Annotated in this window: 17 protein-coding genes; 11 read left to right on the forward strand and 6 right to left on the reverse strand. The window is 74.1% G+C overall.

The features are described from left to right. The first annotated feature begins 384 nt into the window (after nucleotides 1–384). The gene (locus tag ACFYON_RS20530; protein WP_354867140.1) at nucleotides 385–600 is read left to right on the forward strand and encodes a hypothetical protein; all 216 of its coding nucleotides are present in this window, start codon (nucleotides 385–387) and stop codon (nucleotides 598–600) included. A gap of 1 nt (nucleotide 601) precedes the next feature. On the opposite strand, the gene ACFYON_RS20535 is transcribed toward ACFYON_RS20530, so the two are convergent. Further along, nucleotides 602–1,048 carry a hypothetical protein gene (locus ACFYON_RS20535; RefSeq protein ID WP_354867143.1) on the reverse strand — a complete coding sequence of 149 codons (447 nt, stop codon included), beginning with the start codon at nucleotides 1,046–1,048 and terminating at the stop codon, nucleotides 602–604. Between the two features lie 162 nt (nucleotides 1,049–1,210). On the opposite strand from ACFYON_RS20535, the gene ACFYON_RS20540 reads away from it, so the two are divergent. Beyond that, nucleotides 1,211–1,579 carry a DUF6401 family natural product biosynthesis protein gene (locus ACFYON_RS20540; RefSeq protein ID WP_354867145.1) on the forward strand — a complete coding sequence of 123 codons (369 nt, stop codon included), beginning with the start codon at nucleotides 1,211–1,213 and terminating at the stop codon, nucleotides 1,577–1,579. 60 nt (nucleotides 1,580–1,639) lie between these two features. Here the strand turns inward: ACFYON_RS20540 and ACFYON_RS20545 are convergent, their stop codons facing one another. Next, nucleotides 1,640–2,506 (reverse strand): hypothetical protein, encoded by an 867-nt coding sequence (locus ACFYON_RS20545; protein WP_354867147.1) that lies wholly within the window; start codon nucleotides 2,504–2,506, stop codon nucleotides 1,640–1,642. A 200-nt stretch (nucleotides 2,507–2,706) separates the two neighbouring features. Between ACFYON_RS20545 and ACFYON_RS20550 the strand changes: the two genes are divergently transcribed. From ACFYON_RS20550 to ACFYON_RS20560, 3 genes are all read left to right on the forward strand, one after another. Continuing rightward, nucleotides 2,707–4,860 carry a SpoIIE family protein phosphatase gene (locus tag ACFYON_RS20550; RefSeq protein ID WP_354867149.1) on the forward strand — a complete coding sequence of 718 codons (2,154 nt, stop codon included), beginning with the start codon at nucleotides 2,707–2,709 and terminating at the stop codon, nucleotides 4,858–4,860. Between the two features lie 9 nt (nucleotides 4,861–4,869). Beyond that, nucleotides 4,870–5,547 carry an HAD family hydrolase gene (locus tag ACFYON_RS20555; protein WP_354867152.1) on the forward strand — a complete coding sequence of 226 codons (678 nt, stop codon included), beginning with the start codon at nucleotides 4,870–4,872 and terminating at the stop codon, nucleotides 5,545–5,547. Between the two features lie 101 nt (nucleotides 5,548–5,648). Beyond that, nucleotides 5,649–6,938, forward strand: coding sequence for a cation:proton antiporter (locus tag ACFYON_RS20560; protein ID WP_354867154.1), 1,290 nt, complete (start codon nucleotides 5,649–5,651; stop codon nucleotides 6,936–6,938). 10 nt (nucleotides 6,939–6,948) lie between these two features. On the opposite strand, the gene ACFYON_RS20565 is transcribed toward ACFYON_RS20560, so the two are convergent. Next, nucleotides 6,949–7,887 carry an NAD(P)/FAD-dependent oxidoreductase gene (locus ACFYON_RS20565; protein WP_387187914.1) on the reverse strand — a complete coding sequence of 313 codons (939 nt, stop codon included), beginning with the start codon at nucleotides 7,885–7,887 and terminating at the stop codon, nucleotides 6,949–6,951. 100 nt (nucleotides 7,888–7,987) lie between these two features. On the opposite strand from ACFYON_RS20565, the gene ACFYON_RS20570 reads away from it, so the two are divergent. Next, complete coding sequence (locus ACFYON_RS20570) at nucleotides 7,988–8,212, forward strand: DUF3072 domain-containing protein (protein ID WP_091424546.1); 225 nt, start codon at nucleotides 7,988–7,990, stop codon at nucleotides 8,210–8,212. Between the two features lie 2 nt (nucleotides 8,213–8,214). On the opposite strand, the gene ACFYON_RS20575 is transcribed toward ACFYON_RS20570, so the two are convergent. Together ACFYON_RS20575 and ACFYON_RS20580 are read right to left on the reverse strand one after the other, a co-directional pair. Beyond that, nucleotides 8,215–8,715 (reverse strand): YfcE family phosphodiesterase, encoded by a 501-nt coding sequence (locus ACFYON_RS20575; RefSeq protein WP_354867159.1) that lies wholly within the window; start codon nucleotides 8,713–8,715, stop codon nucleotides 8,215–8,217. 17 nt (nucleotides 8,716–8,732) lie between these two features. Next, complete coding sequence (locus tag ACFYON_RS20580) at nucleotides 8,733–10,508, reverse strand: glycoside hydrolase family 15 protein (RefSeq protein WP_354867162.1); 1,776 nt, start codon at nucleotides 10,506–10,508, stop codon at nucleotides 8,733–8,735. A gap of 111 nt (nucleotides 10,509–10,619) precedes the next feature. Between ACFYON_RS20580 and ACFYON_RS20585 the strand changes: the two genes are divergently transcribed. The 3 genes from ACFYON_RS20585 (at nucleotide 10,620) to ACFYON_RS20595 (ending at nucleotide 12,953) form a co-directional block, all read left to right on the forward strand. Further along, nucleotides 10,620–11,207, forward strand: a complete 588-nt coding sequence (locus ACFYON_RS20585) for a general stress protein (RefSeq protein WP_354867164.1) — start codon at nucleotides 10,620–10,622, stop codon at nucleotides 11,205–11,207. Nucleotides 11,208–11,472: 265 nt separating this feature from the next. Beyond that, nucleotides 11,473–11,955: a MarR family transcriptional regulator gene (locus ACFYON_RS20590; RefSeq protein WP_354867167.1), complete on the forward strand. Its 483-nt coding sequence runs from the start codon at nucleotides 11,473–11,475 to the stop codon at nucleotides 11,953–11,955. 11 nt (nucleotides 11,956–11,966) lie between these two features. Continuing rightward, nucleotides 11,967–12,953, forward strand: coding sequence for a pirin family protein (locus ACFYON_RS20595; RefSeq protein ID WP_354867169.1), 987 nt, complete (start codon nucleotides 11,967–11,969; stop codon nucleotides 12,951–12,953). 44 nt (nucleotides 12,954–12,997) lie between these two features. On the opposite strand, the gene ACFYON_RS20600 is transcribed toward ACFYON_RS20595, so the two are convergent. Then, nucleotides 12,998–13,123, reverse strand: a complete 126-nt coding sequence (locus ACFYON_RS20600) for a hypothetical protein (protein WP_354867172.1) — start codon at nucleotides 13,121–13,123, stop codon at nucleotides 12,998–13,000. A gap of 137 nt (nucleotides 13,124–13,260) precedes the next feature. On the opposite strand from ACFYON_RS20600, the gene ACFYON_RS20605 reads away from it, so the two are divergent. Beyond that, complete coding sequence (locus ACFYON_RS20605) at nucleotides 13,261–14,850, forward strand: phospholipase D-like domain-containing protein (RefSeq protein ID WP_354867175.1); 1,590 nt, start codon at nucleotides 13,261–13,263, stop codon at nucleotides 14,848–14,850. Between the two features lie 178 nt (nucleotides 14,851–15,028). Next, nucleotides 15,029–15,850 carry a SigB/SigF/SigG family RNA polymerase sigma factor gene (locus tag ACFYON_RS20610; protein WP_354867178.1) on the forward strand — a complete coding sequence of 274 codons (822 nt, stop codon included), beginning with the start codon at nucleotides 15,029–15,031 and terminating at the stop codon, nucleotides 15,848–15,850. The last annotated feature ends 126 nt before the right edge of the window (nucleotides 15,851–15,976 follow it).

Consider the following 15,976-nt stretch of genomic DNA (forward strand, 5'->3'; position numbering starts at 1 on the left):
GTCGAGGCCGGCGTCCGGGTCGAACCCGAACACCCCCACGTCCGCGGAAGCGAGAAACGCAGCCGTCACCGGGCGCGGGCGCGGCACCACCTGGACCCGGGGGCGGGGGGGGGGGGGCCCGGGGGGGGGCGGGGGGGGCCCCCCCCCCCCCCCCCCCCCCCCCCCCCCCCCCCCCCCCCCCCCCCCCCCCCCCACCCCCCCCCCCCCCCCCCCCCCCCCCCCCCCGCCGCGCCCCCCCCCCCCCCCCCCCCCCCCCCCCCCCCCGAAATCATGCTCGACGGAACGGCAAAAAATGCGGTACGGACGGTCGTGAAAACGGACAGCCCATCTAGAATCGGCCGAACGGCTGACGGCGCTCCCCCTGAGGCGCGCAAGACTTTCGGAATGCAACAGGGCTCCGGTTTTCTCTCCAGCCGTCAGCGCAAGCTCGCCTGGCTGGGCTTCCTGCTCGCCGCGATCCAGGCTCCGGTCTCGGCCCGGTTCACCGAGGACAGCTCCTGGCTGTTCAGCCTGGTGGTGGCGCTGATGGTAGCGACCGTGATCATCGCCGACGACGACGGCGCGCGCCGCCGCCCGGCCGACGCTCGCGCCTCCGACTGAGTCAGCTCGCGCTGGGGCGCGCCTCGTGCCCCGGCACTCCCCGGCTGCGGCGGCGCTCCTTCATCTCCGCCTCGTAGAGGTGCCGCCGGCCCTCGACCAGCTCGTCGCGGGCGTGCCGGTCCAGCTCCCGGAAGAGCGCGTAGTACCCGTCGTCGAAGTCCTCGACGATCTGGAACGTCCACCGTCCGGCGATGACGTTGCGGCCGAGCAGTTCCCTGTCGACCCGCTCGGCCAGTGCCGGGTGACCGGCGGAGCGGAACATCTCCACCGCGTCGTCGAGCATCAGGTCGGCGTGGCCGATGAGCTGGTGCAGCTCGTACAGGTGGCCCCGGGCCCGCTCGACGCACTCCAGGGCCTCGCTGAGCTTGCCCAGCGCCTCGACGGTGGCGTCACTCACTCCCTCCGGGCGCCGGTGTGCCCGGTCCGGCCCGTCGGCCCGTTGTCCCATCGTGCCCTCCGTGACCGTGCTCGCGTGGTCTGCGTACCGGACTTCTGCCCCCGGACGGGCGACTCAATCCCGGTGGAGGAGGCGGGGCACCCCCCGGACGATCCGGGCATCCGCCGCTCGGCCGAGGTCGGTCCCCGGCATGCGGCGTTAGCCTCGGACACCATGCGCGTGCCGAACAACCGGGTCGCGACCCGCCGCTCCGCGGCCGTGGCCGCGCGGACGACCCTCACCACGCTCGCCGCCGCCGTCGGCACCACCGGCCTCGCCGCGGCCTACGCGAACCCCGGGCTGCTCGCCGAGGTCGACCAGCACGCCGCGGGGGTACGCGACAGCCTCGACGGCGACCGCCGGCCGCTTACCGTCGCGGCGCTGGCCGGGTACGCCGAAGGGCTGCGCGAGGCGGCGGCCGAGCACGGCTGGACGCCGCCGGCCGGGCCGGAGGTGGACTGGTCCGAGCCGGACTGGATGCTCACCCGCCTGCTCGCGGTCTGCCTGCTGGCCCGCGGGCTGGACCCGCGTCACCTGGCCTGAGCCGGGCACGGCTACGGGGTGCCCGCGATCGCCCCGCGGACACCCCGTCACCCGTTGCCGTCAGCCGCCCGGCCGGCGGAACTGCTGTGTCTCGTCGCCCGCCTCGCCGGAGCGGTACGTGCCCGCGCCCGACATGGACGACTGCTGCTGCTGCCCCGCCGGCGTCGGTTGCCCGCCCCGGTCGGCCTGCTGCCGCTGGTAGTCGCCCCGGCCGGCCTGCTGCGCCTGCCGCTGCTGCCGGTACGCCCGGGACTCCTCGGCGGCCCGGTGCAGCCAGCCGTCCCATCGGTCCTGCATCGGCTTGATCAGACCACCACCGACACCCACGATCAGGATGCCGGCCACCGTGGCCAGGAACGCCACGAGCACCGGTGTGGTCACCGTGGTGGCGATGCCCACCTGGTTGAGCGCGGCGATCACGCCGAGCGCCAGGATGAAGATCGCCGTCACGTCGGCCAGCACACGGCCGTACGAGAGCCCGCCCAGCGCGCCGGAGACCAGGTCCCGGACAGCGTTGGCGATGGCGGCGGCGATCACCACGATCACGATCGCCACGAAGGCCCGCGGCAGCCAGGACACCACCCCGCGGATCAGATCGCTGATCGCGTTGGGTCCCCACACCCCGAAGGCGAACTGCAGGGTGAACAACAGGACCGCGTAGTAGGCCAATTTGGCCAGGATGTCGCTGGCGTCGTACTTGGTGCGTTCCAGGGCCCGTTTGATGCCGCCGCGTTCCACGGCGCGGTCGAATCCGACCCGTTCCAGTGCCGCGTCCACGATTTTGAGGACGGCTCGGGCGATGAGCCAACCCACGACGAGGATCGCGATGAACGCGATCGCCCGCGGTACGAAGAGCAGCACCGACCTCCAGAAGTCGGTCCAGGCCGCACTGATGTCGACCTGCCCGACCGCGAGGGTTTTCGGCATGATGTCCCTCCTGTCGCGTGAACTGCGCCGCCCGCATACCCGATGACCTCGGCAGCACGCCGGGCCGGACCGGGGCAATTTCCCGACATGGCCGGCCGAACGGGCACCGACCTGCCGGAACAGCCGCGCCGCCGGGTGCCCGTGTCCGCCACGGGGGCATGATCGGAACCAGCCCGACGTGCTCCGGTTAGGCTGCGGTCATGCCAGGCACCGTCGGTCGGGTTCCCACACCGCCCGCCCCCGCACCGGGAGCGCCCACCGATCCCGTCGTCGGCGGGCCGGCGGCCGGTGCCGTTCACCCCTGGGCCGGCACGTCGCTGGGCGCGCCGGACACCTGGGATCCCGCGGTCCGCGCGGTCGCCGACGTGGTGCTCGCCTCCCCGGTGCCGATGGCCCTGCTCCTCGGCGACGACCTGGTGGTCTTCTACAACGACGGGTACGCCGAGCTGATCGGCGACCGGCACCCGGACGCGCTGGGCCGGCCGGCGGCCGAGACGTTCGCCGAGGTGTGGCGCGACCCGGGCGCGGGCGAGGCGCTGAAACGGGTGTACCGGCACGGCGAGCCGTTCCTGCAACGGGAGGCGGTCCTGCCGGCCGACCGGCAGGGCCCGGCCGAGCCGGCCGTGTTCACCAGGGGCCACTGCCCGGTCCGCGACTCGGCCGGCCGCATCGTCGGCGTGCTCACCGTCTCGGCGCAGACCACCCAGCTGACCCAGCAGTTGCAGAGCCTGAGCGACTTCGCGGCGGCGCTGGCCGGCACGCTCACGCTCGACGACGTGGCGCGGGTGACGCTGCGCTACTGCCTGCACACCTTCGACGCCGACCGGGTGTCGTTCGCGGTGGACGAGGGCAGCGCGTGGCGGCTGGTCCGCCGCATCCGCGGCGAGCTGCTCGACGAGGCCGACGAGCGGCTGCCCCCGCTGTGGCGGCGGATGTCCGCCGAGTCGGCGCTGCCGGCGGTGGTGTCCGCGCGCAGTGGCGTGGCCTCGTTCACCGCCGACGGGCAGCCGCTGCGCGGTGTCGCGGCGGACCGGCACGACGAGAAGATCCGCGCGCTCGCGGCGCTACCGCTGCGCACGACGGTGGTCCGGGGCTCGCTGACCGTCGGCTACCGGGCGCCGCGCCCCTGGTCGCCTGCGGAACGGGCGCTGCTGACCGCGTCCGCGGAGCTGGTCGGTCAGGCCGCCGAGCGGGCCCGCCGGTTCGAGACCCAGCACGGCACCGCCCAGATGCTGCAACGCAGCATGCTGCCGGAACGGCTGCCGGACCTGCCCCGGCTGCGGATCGCCGCGCGGTACGACCCGGGCGTGGACGGCAACGCCGCGGGCGGCGACTTCTACGACGCGTTCCTGCTGCCCACCGGCGCGCTGGGCGTGGTGCTGGGCGACGTGGCCGGGCACGACGTGCAGGCCGCCGCCCGGATGGGGCAGGTACGCGCCGCGCTGCGCGCGCTCGCCCTCGTCGACTCCCGCCCGGACGCGGTGCTCGACGGACTGGACCGGCTGGTCAGCAGCCTCGGCGTCGAGGGCGGCACCCACGAGCTGTTCGTGACAGTGGTCTTCGGCGTGGTCGAGGCGGACCGCGAGCTGATCACGCTCGCCAGCGCCGGTCATCCCGCGCCGCTGATCCGCCGCGCCGGACCGGACGCGGCGGTGGCCGAGTTCGTCGACGTGCCGCCCGCCCCTCCGCTGGGCCTGGGCGGGCGGGCGCGTACCGTCACCGTGCCGTTCCGCCCCGGCGACACCCTGCTGCTCTACAGCGACGGCGTGGTGGAGCGGCGCCGGCAGGACCTGGCCGCCGGGATGGCCGGGCTGGGCGCGGCGGTGACCGGGGCGGTCGGCGGTGATCCGCGCGCGCTGTGCGCGGTGGCGACCGCGTCGGTCCCGGGCGCCACCGAGGACGACGTGGCGGTGCTCGCCGTGGAGTTCGCGGTGCGCCCCAGCCGGTCGGCGAGCATGGAGGTGCCGGCCGAGCCGACCGCGCCGAGCCGGGTCCGGCACTGGATGACCGCGCAGCTCGGCGAGTGGCGGGTGCCCGAGGCGGTGATCGGCGCCGCGGTGCTGTGCACCAGCGAGCTGACCACCAACGCGCTGCTGCACGCCGGCACCGCCGCCCGGGTCGAGGTCGACCTGTCCGCCGAGCGGCTGCTGGTGTCGGTGGCCGACTCCGGCACCCGGGGTCAGGTCACCCGGGCGCAGACCGACACGCTCAGCAGCCGGGGCCGTGGGCTCGGCCTGATCGAGGAGCTGAGCGACGCCTGGGGCACCGACCCGACCGTACGCGGCTCGACGGTCTGGTTCGAGATCCTCATTCCGGCGGGTGACTCACGCGTCGGCGACGCCCCGGCCGGGTAGGAGCCGGAGATGACTGACGACAAGCGACGCGGTGTCCTCTTCGACGTGGACGGCACCCTCGTCGATACGACCTACCTGCACACGGTGAGCTGGTGGGAGGCGCTGCGCCAGGGCGACCACCGGGTGCCCATGGCGCACGTGCACAGGTCCATCGGCATGGGCTCGGACAAGCTCCTCGACCACCTGCTCGGCGCCGAACGGGACCGCGACGCCGACGGCAGGCTCCGCGACGCCCACGACGCGCTCTACGCGGAGTACTGGGAGCGGCTGGCGCCGCTGCCTGGCGCCCGGGAGCTGCTGCGCGCCTGCGCGGAGCGCGGGCTGCGGGTGGTGCTGGCCACCTCGGCGGCCGAGCACGAGGTCACCGCGCTGCGGGCGGTGCTGGACGCGGACGACGTGATCGACTCGGTCACCTCGTCGGCCGACGCGCAGGAGAGCAAGCCGGCGCCGGACATCCTGGTCGCCGCGCTGGAGCAGTCCGGGCTGGCCGCCGAGCGGGTGGTGTTCGTCGGCGACTCAGTCTGGGACGTGGCCGCCGCCGGCAAGCTGGACATCCCCTGCATCGGGCTGACCTGCGGCGGCACCGGCCGGGCCGAGCTGGCCGGCGCGGGCGCGGTGGCCGTGTACGACGACCCGGCGGCGCTGCTGGACGCCCTGGCGGACAGCGCGATCGGCGCCCTCGGCTGACCGGCCGGTCAACCGCTGGGCGCGCGCAGGCTTAGCCGGGCCCGCTTCGGGGCACTGCTGGACTCCACCGCCCGGCCGCCGGGCGACGGAAGGGTGGTGTCGTGGAACCGGTCGATGTCGCGTTCGCTCTGCTGGGCGTCGGTGCGCTGCTGGCCGGGGTGCTGCCCCGCGTGCTGGAACGACGGCCGCTGTCGATGCCGATCGCGTTCCTCGGGCTCGGCATGCTCGTGTTCCTGCTGCCCACCGGTCTGCCCACACCGGACCCGCTGCGTTGGCCGGAACTGACCACCCACCTCACCGAGGTCGGGGTGATCGTCGCGCTGATGGGCGCCGGCCTGAAGATCGACCGTCCGTTGAGCTGGTCCCGCTGGTCGTCGACCTGGCGGCTGCTGGCGATCGCCATGCCGTTGTGCATCGCCGCGGTGGCGCTGCTCGGCTGGTGGTGGGCCGGTCTGGTGCCGGCCGCGGCGCTGCTGCTCGGCGCGGCGCTCGCCCCCACCGACCCGGTGCTCGCCTCGGACGTGCAGGTGGGCGAACCGACCGATGTGGAGGACTCGGAGGACGAGGTGCGCTTCGCGCTCACCTCGGAGGCGGGCCTGAACGACGGGCTCGCCTTCCCGTTCGTGTACGCGGCCATCGCGATCGCCACCACCGGGTTCGCGCCGTCCGGCTGGCTGGCCGAGTGGTTCGCGGTGGACGTGCTCTACAAGCTCGCCGCCGGGGTGGGCGGCGGGCTGCTCATCGGCTGGCTGCTCGGCAAGCTGTTCTTCCGCGCCCCGAGCAAGTTGCGGCTGGCCAAGCACTCCGAGGGCTTCCTCGCGCTGGCCGCGACGTTCCTGGCGTACGGGCTGGTCGAGGTGATCGGCGGGTACGGCTTCCTGGCGGTGTTCGTGGCCGCCCGGGCGATCCGGGCCGCCGAGCGCACAAACGAGTTCCACGCCGTGCTGCACGACTTCGCCGAGCAGGTGGAGCGGCTGCTCACGGTGCTGTTGCTGCTGTTGTTCGGCGGGGCCGTGATCGGCGGGCTGCTCGCGCCGCTGACGTGGCCGGCGGCGCTGGCCGGGCTGGCCCTGGTGCTGGTGATCCGGCCACTGGCCGGGTGGCTGTCGCTGCGCGGGGCGCCGGGGAAGCCGGCCGAGCACTGGGTGATCTCATTGTTCGGCATCCGCGGCGTCGGCTCGTTCTACTACCTGGCGTACGCCACCAGCAAGACCGACTTCCCGCAGGCGGATCTGGTCTGGGCCACGGTCGGTCTCGTGGTGGTGGTGTCGGTGGTGGTGCACGGCATCGCCGCGACACCGGTCATGCAGTTGCTGGACCGGGAGGGCGAACGCACCGGCGAGGGCGCACGGCCCGGCGCGGCGGCGCAACCGGTCGGCGCCAACGGCTGAGCGCCCCGGATCAGCCCAGCAGGGCGGCGAGCGCGCGCCCCAGGTCCCGGCCGGAACGCCAGGCGGTCTGCACGCGCGGGCGGCCGAACGCGTCACCGGCCAGACCGATCCCGTCGTCGTCCAGGTGGAACGTGACGCTCCCGGCGTGCGCCGCCGGTGTCGCGTACGTCCAGCGGTGCACGTGTGCCGACGCGGCCGGCTCGGGCAGTCCGAGCAGGTCGCGTACCGCCTGCTCGATCGCCGGGCCGGCGGCGGCGGGTCGGCGCAGGTGCCCGGCGGCGAAGTCGGCGGTGGTGTGCGCGACCAGCACGGGGGCACCGTCGCCGCGCCGGGCGCCGTCGTCGCAGACCAGGCTGAGCACGGGGTGGTCGTTGACGAACGCGCCGTGAAAGTCCGGCCAGCGGCGGGCGGGGAAGTGCAGCACCCCGGTCAGCGCCGACGACCAGCGCTGCGCGGCCACCGTCCGGGCGGCGTCGGCCAGCGCCGGGTCCAGCAGCGGCGCGGCCTGCGGGCCGGGCATGGCCAGCACGACCGCCTCGGCCTCGGCGCCGTCCACCCGGGGGCCGGGCTCGACGCGCATCACCAGCCGTTCGTACGTCACCGGCAGGTCGCCCGCGAGATGCTCGACGAGCGAGCGCAGCCCGCGCGGGGCGGCCCAGCGCATCGGGCCGCTGACCCGCTCGCGCCCGCCCGGCCCGTACGCGACGAGCGTGTCGGTCCACTCCCGCGCCAGCCCGGCGGCCCGCCACCGGTCCACCACGGCGGCGAAGTCCGGGTCGTCAACCGTGAAGTACGCGGCGCCCAGGTCGGCGGGACGGCCGTCGAAGCGCCCGCTGGCCATCCGCCCGCCGGTGACCCGGGCGCGTTCACGCACCCGCACCGGGACACCGGCCCGCGCCAGCTCGGCCGCGCAGGCCACCCCGGCGATGCCCGCGCCGACCACCAGCACACCCTTCCGGTCCGCCGTCACCAGGTGATCGTAGGCGGCGGACGGCATGAATCCGCCGAGCCGGGGTAGTGGTACACCTGTTCGAGGAGAGGTGATCAGCATGGCCGACCGCAACAACGCCAGCGGCAGGAACGTGAACCCGGACGCCGCCGTGAAGGATCCGGACGACTGGGTCACCGGCGACGAGCCGCCCACCGCCGCCCAGGAGTCTTACCTGCACACTCTGGCCCAGGAGGCGGGCGAGCCGGTGCCGGAGGGCCTGACCAAGGCCGAGGCGTCCCGGCGGATCGACGAGCTCCAGGCGGAGACCGGCCGGGGCCGCTGAGCTCAGCGCGGGGGCAGGCGGTGCAGCTCGACCCGGTCGAGCCGCCCCGCCGCCACCCGGGCGGTCAGGTAGGTGGCGTACGGCTGCGCCCGCCGGTCGGTGGGTGAGCCGGGGTTGAGCAGGCGAAGGCCGCCCGGGGCGACGCTGTCCCACGGGATGTGCGAGTGTCCGAAGACGAGCAGGTCGCAGTCGCCGTACGCGGCGGCGCAACGCTCCTCGCGGCGGGCCTTCGGGCCGGTCTCGTGCACCACGGCGACCCGCAGGCCGTCCAGTTCGACCCGGGCCACCTCGGGCAGCCGGGCGCGCAGCGCCGGCCCGTCGTTGTTGCCGTACACAGCGATCAGGCGGCGCGACCGCTCCTCCAGCGCGTCCAGCAGCGCCACATCCACCCAGTCCCCGGCGTGGACCACCACGTCCGCGGCCGCCACCGCCGCCCAGAGCGGCGCCGGAAGGTCCCGTGCCCGCTTCGGCACATGGGTGTCCGCCATGATCACGAGTTCCACACCCCCCATCCTCCCCCTCAGCGGGTGGCGGCGTCGGTGATGCGGCCGGCGGCGATGATCAGGCCGATGTGCGAGTACGCCTGCGGGAAGTTGCCCACCTGCTCGCCGGTGTCCTGGTCGATCTGCTCGGCGTAGAGGCCGAGGTCGTTGGTGCGGGCGGCGAGGCGCTCGAACAGCCGCCGGGCCCGGTCCAGCTCCCCCGCCTCGGCCAGGCAGGCGGCCAGCCAGAACGAGCAGATCACGAACCCGGCCGGGTCACCGTCCCAGCGCCGCAGCAGGCCGTCGCGGGACAGCCGCCGTTCCAGCACGTCCATCGTGGCGCGCATCCGTGCGTCGTCCGCCGGCAGGAAGCCGACCAGCGGCATGACCAGCACCGAGGCGTCCAGGTCGGCGGAGCCGAACGCCCCGGTGTACGCGCCGGCCTGCTCGTTCCAGCCGTGGGTGAGCACTGCCGCCCGTATCTCGTCGCGGGCGGCGGCCCAGCGCGCCACGTCCGCGGGCCCGCCGATGCGGGAGCCGAACCGCACCGCCCGGTCGAGCGCGGTCCAGCACTCCACCTTCGACGACACGTAGTGCCGCTGCGGGCCGCGCACCTCCCACATCCCCGCGTCGGGCCGGCGCCAGCCGCGCTCGGCCTGGTCGGCGAGAGTCCGCAGCAGGTCGCGGACCTCGAGCGACATGGGGTCGAGGTAGTACCGCATCAGCCAGGCGGCGTCGAGCACCTCGCCCAGCACGTCGTTCTGCCGCTGCCGCCAGGCGTCGTTGCCGACGAGCACCGGGCGGCTGTGCTCGTACCCGGCCAGGTGGTCGAGGTCGTGCTCGGTCAGGTCCCGCTCCCCCTCGACGCCGTACATGATCGGCACGGGCTCGTCGCCGATGCGGCCCATCGCCCGCGCCACCCAGGTGAACTGCCGGTCCGCCTCGTCCGGGCAGGCGGCCCGCCAGAGCGCCTGAAGCGTGAGGCTGAAGTCGCGCAACCACACGTAGCGGTAGTCGTAGTTGCGGTCGCCGCCGGGCTTCTCCGGCAGCGAGGTGGTCGCCGCCGCGACGACAGCGCCGCTCGGCGCGTACGTCATACCCTGCACGGCGAGCGCGCTGCGCCGCACCTCGTCGCGGTACTCGCCCTGGTAGTCGTGCAGCGCCGACCAGGACCGCCAGCCGGCGACCGTCTCGGCCACCACCTCGGCGGCGTCGGGCACCGCCGGTTCACCGCTGGCGTACGTCGGGGCGTACCCGAGGGTAAAGCGGTGGACGCTGCCGGCGCGGGCGGTGAACCGGCCGGCGGCGGTCCCCCCGGCGAGGGCCAGCGGGACGTCGGCGCGCAGTTCCAGGCGGCAGGCGCCGGCGGTGGCGGCCACCAATCCGTCGCGCTCGGTCAGGTAGGCGCCGACCCGGCCGTACTCGAAGCGCGGCGCGTAGTCGACGCGCATCGGCACCTCGCCGGTCAGCCCTTCGACCAGCCGGGCGAGCACTCGCGGCGAGCGCATCCCGATCTCGTGGCCGCGCGCGCCGGGCTCCAGCGCCAGCGCGTCGGTGACGGCGACCGCGCCGGTCGCCGTGGTGAAGACGGTACGCAGCACCAGCGTGTCGTCCAGGTAGGACCGGCTGCTGGTGGCCGCGCCCTCGGGCCGGATACTCCAGTGCCCGGCGTCCTCGTCGAGCAGGCGGCCGAAGACCGACGGCGCGTCGAACCGGGGCGGGCACCACCAGTTGACCGAGCCGTCGCTGTCGACGAGGGCCGCGCTGCGCCCGTCGGCGAGGAAGCCGTGCTCGCTGATGAGTCGGGTGGGCACGACTGTGGCTACCCGGCCCGGGTGCCGACATGCCTGGCCACATCGGTGCCGGTCGGCGCGTTACCGGTGTCCGGCGGCGGGAACGCGGCGGGTTGACGAAGGAGGATGCTCATGACCAGACCCTCGACTCCGACCGCGGCCTGGCAACCCGGAATGCCGGGCAGCGACAACCTCCCGTCCGGCCCGGGCGGTCGCCCGACGCCGCCGAGCGGGGACGGGCACGGCCCACATGCCGGGGCGGCGACCGTCACGATCGGCTCGTACCCGGACTATCCGTCCGCCCAGCGCGTGGTGGACTATCTGGCCGACAACCGGTTCCCGGTGGAACGTACCTCGATCGTCGGTACGGACCTCACGCTCGTGGAGACCGTGATGGGACGGCTCACCACGGGCCGGGCGGCCCTGCTCGGGGCCGGCACCGGCGCCTGGTTCGGCTTGTTCATCGGGTTGCTGTTCGGCATCTTCACCGCCGGCAACTGGCTGGCGGTGATCCTGGTCGGGCTGGTGATCGGCGCGATCTGGGGTGCCGTGTTCGGCGCGGTGGCGCACGCCATGAGCGGTGGGCAGCGTGACTTCACGTCGGCCAGTTCGCTGCGGGCCGCCCAGTACGCGGTCACTGTGGACGCGGAGCTGGCCGGTCAGGCCCAGCAACTGCTCAGCCGGATGCACCTGACACCGACCGGCGCCACCGCCCGCTGACGCGGGGTACGCGATGAGGGGAGGGCCGGTCGGCCCTCCCCTCATCCGTGGTAGACCCGCTCGCCGGCCGGTACGCGACCACCCCGTCCGGGCCGCCGGTGTCGATGCGCAGTTCCCGGAGGCCGGGCGCAGCGACGCCTCGGTCGTCCATCCCCCGACCCTAGCCGGGTTCATCATTTCAGGTTTTGAGAGAGGGCCGGCGTAAGCCATCCTGCGCTCGGCAGAATCACTCGTTGAAATTTTAAATAGTGCTACTCTCGGAGCCATGACGGAGAGCCTGGACGCGGAGCGGATGGCCTGCTGGCGCGCGTACATAGAGTCGAGCCAGCGGCTGTTCACCCGGCTCGAGGACGACCTACGCGCCGACAGCGACCTGAGCTTCGCCGACTACCACGTGCTGGTGCTGCTCTCCGAGGCGCCCGGCCAGCGGCTTCGCATGGGTGAGCTGGCCGACCGGCTGGTGTTCTCGCCGAGCCGGCTGACCTACCAGGTCACCACCATGCAGAAGCGCGGCCTCGTGGCGAAGGAGGCGTGTCCGGCGGACCGGCGCGGCAGCGAGGCCGTGCTCACCGCGGCCGGCCTGCTCGCCCTGCACGAGGCCGCGCCGCACCACCTGCGCTCCGTGCGCGCCCACCTGATCGACGACCTCGACGACGCCGAGGTCGCCTGCCTCACCCGGGTCTTCGAGCGGCTCGGCCGGCGCCTGCGCGCCGACCGCACCGCGTCGTCCACCCCGGCCGACAAGTAAGGAGCCCCGCGATGCCCGCGATCACCGTCGACGACGTCCTCGTCCTGCCCCGCCTGCCGAAGCTCGGCGAGGCCACCGAATACCGCTCGGTCCGCCGGGTCACCACCGCGCCCAGCGGGTACGAAGGTGAGGGTTTCCCGGTCCGCCGGGCCTTCGCCGGGGTGCCGATGAGCGAGCTGGACCCGTTCATCCACCTCGACCAGATGGGCGAGGTCGACTACGCGCCGGGCGAGCCGAAGGGCACCTCCTGGCACCCGCACCGCGGCTTCGAGACGGTGACCTACATGATCGACGGGATCATGGACCACCAGGACTCGACCGGTGGCGGCGGCACCATCACCGACGGCGACACCCAGTGGATGACGGCAGGTAGTGGCCTGCTGCACATCGAGGCGCCGCCGGAGCACCTGGTGATGAGCGGCGGGCTGTTCCACGGCCTGCAACTCTGGGTCAACCTGCCCCGGGTGGCCAAGATGAGCGAGCCCCGCTACCAGGACATCCGCGGCCGGGAGTCGGCGCTGCTGACCACGCCCGACGGCGGCGGCCTGATCCGGGTCATCGCCGGCGAGGTCGCCGGGCACCAGGGCCCGGGCTCGACGCACACGCCGATCACCATCGCGCACGTCACGTTGCAGCCCGGCGCCGAGCTGAGCCTGCCGTGGCGGTCGGACTTCAACGCGCTGGTGTACGTGCTGGCCGGCCGGGGCACCATCGGCACCGACCGGCGGCCGATCCACCTCGGCCAGCTCGCCGTGCACGGGCCCGGCGAGGCGCTGCGGATCACCGCCGATCCGAGGCAGGACGCCAACGCCCCGGCGCTGGAGCTCTACCTGATGGGCGGCCAGCCGATCCGCGAGCCGGTGGCGCACTACGGCCCGTTCGTGATGAACACCCGCGCCGAGCTGATCGAGGCGGTCGAGGACTTCCAGGCTGGCCGGCTCGGGGTCGTCCCGACCGGGCGGGTGCCGCACAGCGACGGCCAGGGCGACCGGCCCTGACCTGCCACGGGCGCCCCGGTTCGCCGGGGCGCCCCGGCGCGGTCTCAGGAGACGGCGAAGATCCCGGCCACCCCCAGGATCACCATCAACAGGACCGCCACCAGCGCACCCCGCTCCCCCTCCACCGCCTGGTCGCGGTCGGTCACGCTGTTCGTCGTCTCGGCGGGCATGTCGGTGCCTCCTCGGCTTCGCGGTCCAGGGGTCCGGCGCACCCCTGACGCGCGGCGCCGACGCCTGCTGCTCGGCGTGCGGGGCCCTGCCGGGGGTCCTACCGTGTGAGGACGTCGTCGACCTCGGGGGGTGGAACGTGACTCTGCGGGACTGGTTCCTCACCGCACAGGAACGCGCCAACCCGGGGTCTGAGTTACCCGTCTGGACCGATGGAAACCTCGCCGAGCCGCTGATTCACGGTGCCGCGTACTTCGATCGCCTGGTCAGCGAGGTGGAATCGCTCACAGCGGGCGACCACCTGTTCTTCACCGACTGGCGCGGCGACCCGGACGAGCGGATGCGCCCGGACGGCCCGACGGTGGCGCAGTTGTTCGCCCGGGCCGCCCAGCGCGGCGTGATCGTCAAGGGCCTGATCTGGCGTTCCCACGTCGACACGCTCTCCTACAGCGAGGCGGAGAACCGCGACCTCAGCGAGGCGATCCGCGCGGCCGGCGGCGAGGTGCTGCTCGACCAGCGGGTCCGGCGCGGCGGCTCGCACCACCAGAAGCTGGTGGTGCTGCGGCGCCCCGGCGACCCGAGCCGCGACATCGCCTTCGCCGGCGGCATCGACCTGTGCCACAGCCGCCGCGACGACGCCGGCCACGCCGGCGACCCGCAACCGGTGGCCATGTCCCCCCGGTACGGCCCCACGCCGCCCTGGCACGACGTGCAGCTCGCGGTGCGCGGGCCGGTGGTCGGCGCGCTCGACACGACGTTCCGGGAGCGGTGGACCGACCCGATGCCGCTGGACTCGGAGAACCCGATGGCGTACCTGCGGGACCGGCTGCGCGGCGCCGACCTGCGCCCGGACCCGCTTCCCGCGCAGCCCGCCGATCCGCCACCGTGCGGGCCGCACCACGTGCAGGTGCTGCGCACCTACCCGGCGGTACGACCCCGCTACTCCTTCGCCCCGGACGGCGAGCGCACCGTGGCCCGCGGCTACACCAAGGCGGTACGCCGGGCCCGGCGGCTGATCTACCTGGAGGACCAGTACCTCTGGTCGACCGAGGTGGCCGAGCTGTTCGCGCAGGCGCTGCGGGAGCACCCGGACCTGCACCTGGTGGCGGTCGTGCCCCGGCACCCGGACGTGGACGGCCGGCTCGCACTGCCGCCGAACCTGGTGGGCCGGGAGCAGGCGCTGTCGCTGTGCCACCGGGCCGCGCCGGAACGGGTGCACGTGTTCGACGTGGAGAACCACGACGGCACGCCGGTCTACGTGCACGCCAAGGTCTGCGTGGTGGACGACGTCTGGGCCAGCGTGGGCAGCGACAACTTCAACCGCCGATCCTGGACGCACGACAGCGAGCTGTCCTGTGCCGTACTCGACGACACCCGCGACGAGCGGGCGCCGGCCGACCCGGCCGGGCTGGGCGACGGCGCCCGAGCGTTCGCCCGCGACCTGCGGCTGCGGCTGTGGCGCGAGCACCTGGACCGCGATCCCGGCGGCGGGCAGGACGGCGATCTGCTGGACCCGGCGGACGCGGTGACGACGATCACCGCGGCGGCCGATGAGCTGGACCGCTGGCACGCCGGGGGCCGGGTCGGTCCCCGTCCGCCGGGCCGGTTGCGGCCGCACCGCCCGGAGCGCCTGCCCTGGCGTACGCGGCTCTGGGCGCTACCGGCGTACCGGCTGGTCTACGACCCGGACGGCAGGCCACTGCGGGCCCGCCGGGCCGGCACCTGGTGAAGCCAGGTATAGGCCCCTTCACACCGTTCACGTCCACCTACACCTTAAGTACATCGTACTTTCGGCTAGATTTCCGCAGCACGATCGGGCTATGGTGGCTTCCGAACGTACGAACAACATCTAAACCTAAGCGTCACGTCTTTTTTCTTCCGTGGACGAGGTGCAGGGAGGACCACCCATGACCGCTCCCACGATCAGCGCCCCGGCGACCACGCCGGCCGGCTCCTCGAAGCTCGACCCCCGCTCGCTCACCGACAGCGCCGCCGACCTGCTCGCCGCGATGGCCGCGCTGCCCGCCGACCACCCGTCGCGGCCCGCGCTGCGCGACCGTGCCATCGAGGCGTGGCTGCCGCTGGCGAACCACCTGGCCCACCGCTACGGCGGCCGGGGCGAACCCAGCGACGACCTGGCGCAGACCGCCGCGATCGGCCTGATCAAGGCCATCGACAAGTTCGACCCGTCGCGCGGCGTCGACTTCGCCGGCTACGCCATCCCCACCATCATCGGCGAGCTGAAGCGTCACTTCCGCGACCGCACCTGGGACATCCGGGTGCCCCGCCGGCTCCAGGAGCTGCGCCTGGCGATCTCCGACGCCAACAGCACGCTGCTGCAGACGCTCGGCCGCTCGCCGACTGTCGCCGACATCGCCGCCCACCTCAAGCTCACCGAGGAAGAGGTGCTGGAGGGCCTGGAGGGCGCCCGCGCCTACAACGCGGTGTCGCTGTCCACCCCGACCGGCGACGGCGAGCGGGCCACCGAGCTGGGCGACCTGCTCGGCGGCGAGGACGGCGAGTTCGAGCTGGCCGAGATGCGGGTGGCCCTCGGCCCGGCGCTGGCCACGCTCGACCAACGCGAGCAGAAGATCCTCACGCTGCGCTTCTACGGCAACCTGACCCAGTCGCAGATCGCCGAGCAGATCGGCGTCTCGCAGATGCACGTGTCCCGGCTGCTGGCCCGGGCCCTGACCAAGCTGCGCGGGCAGCTCGACGGAACCTACTAGGGGGTGGCGGCGGCCGGGGCGGCGGACCCGGCGTCGCGGTCCACCCGGCCCGGTCGGCGGTGCGCCGGCCGGGCCGTTCCGTGTCCGGGGGTGGCGCCGGCAGTGCCGTTCCGTCCCAGGCCGTAG

Source organism: Micromonospora sp. NPDC005686 (assembly GCF_042871665.1).
Lineage (GTDB): Bacteria > Actinomycetota > Actinomycetes > Mycobacteriales > Micromonosporaceae > Micromonospora.

Coding starts and splice junctions, on each gene's coding strand:
- ACFYON_RS20530 (WP_354867140.1), top strand. CDS start 385: ATGCAACAGGGCTCCGGTTTTCTCTCCAGCCGTCAGCGCAAGCTCGCC.
- ACFYON_RS20535 (WP_354867143.1), bottom strand. CDS start 1,048: ATGGGACAACGGGCCGACGGGCCGGACCGGGCACACCGGCGCCCGGAG.
- ACFYON_RS20540 (WP_354867145.1), top strand. CDS start 1,211: ATGCGCGTGCCGAACAACCGGGTCGCGACCCGCCGCTCCGCGGCCGTG.
- ACFYON_RS20545 (WP_354867147.1), bottom strand. CDS start 2,506: ATGCCGAAAACCCTCGCGGTCGGGCAGGTCGACATCAGTGCGGCCTGG.
- ACFYON_RS20550 (WP_354867149.1), top strand. CDS start 2,707: ATGCCAGGCACCGTCGGTCGGGTTCCCACACCGCCCGCCCCCGCACCG.
- ACFYON_RS20555 (WP_354867152.1), top strand. CDS start 4,870: ATGACTGACGACAAGCGACGCGGTGTCCTCTTCGACGTGGACGGCACC.
- ACFYON_RS20570 (WP_091424546.1), top strand. CDS start 7,988: ATGGCCGACCGCAACAACGCCAGCGGCAGGAACGTGAACCCGGACGCC.
- ACFYON_RS20585 (WP_354867164.1), top strand. CDS start 10,620: ATGACCAGACCCTCGACTCCGACCGCGGCCTGGCAACCCGGAATGCCG.
- ACFYON_RS20590 (WP_354867167.1), top strand. CDS start 11,473: ATGACGGAGAGCCTGGACGCGGAGCGGATGGCCTGCTGGCGCGCGTAC.
- ACFYON_RS20595 (WP_354867169.1), top strand. CDS start 11,967: ATGCCCGCGATCACCGTCGACGACGTCCTCGTCCTGCCCCGCCTGCCG.
- ACFYON_RS20600 (WP_354867172.1), bottom strand. CDS start 13,123: ATGCCCGCCGAGACGACGAACAGCGTGACCGACCGCGACCAGGCGGTG.
- ACFYON_RS20610 (WP_354867178.1), top strand. CDS start 15,029: ATGACCGCTCCCACGATCAGCGCCCCGGCGACCACGCCGGCCGGCTCC.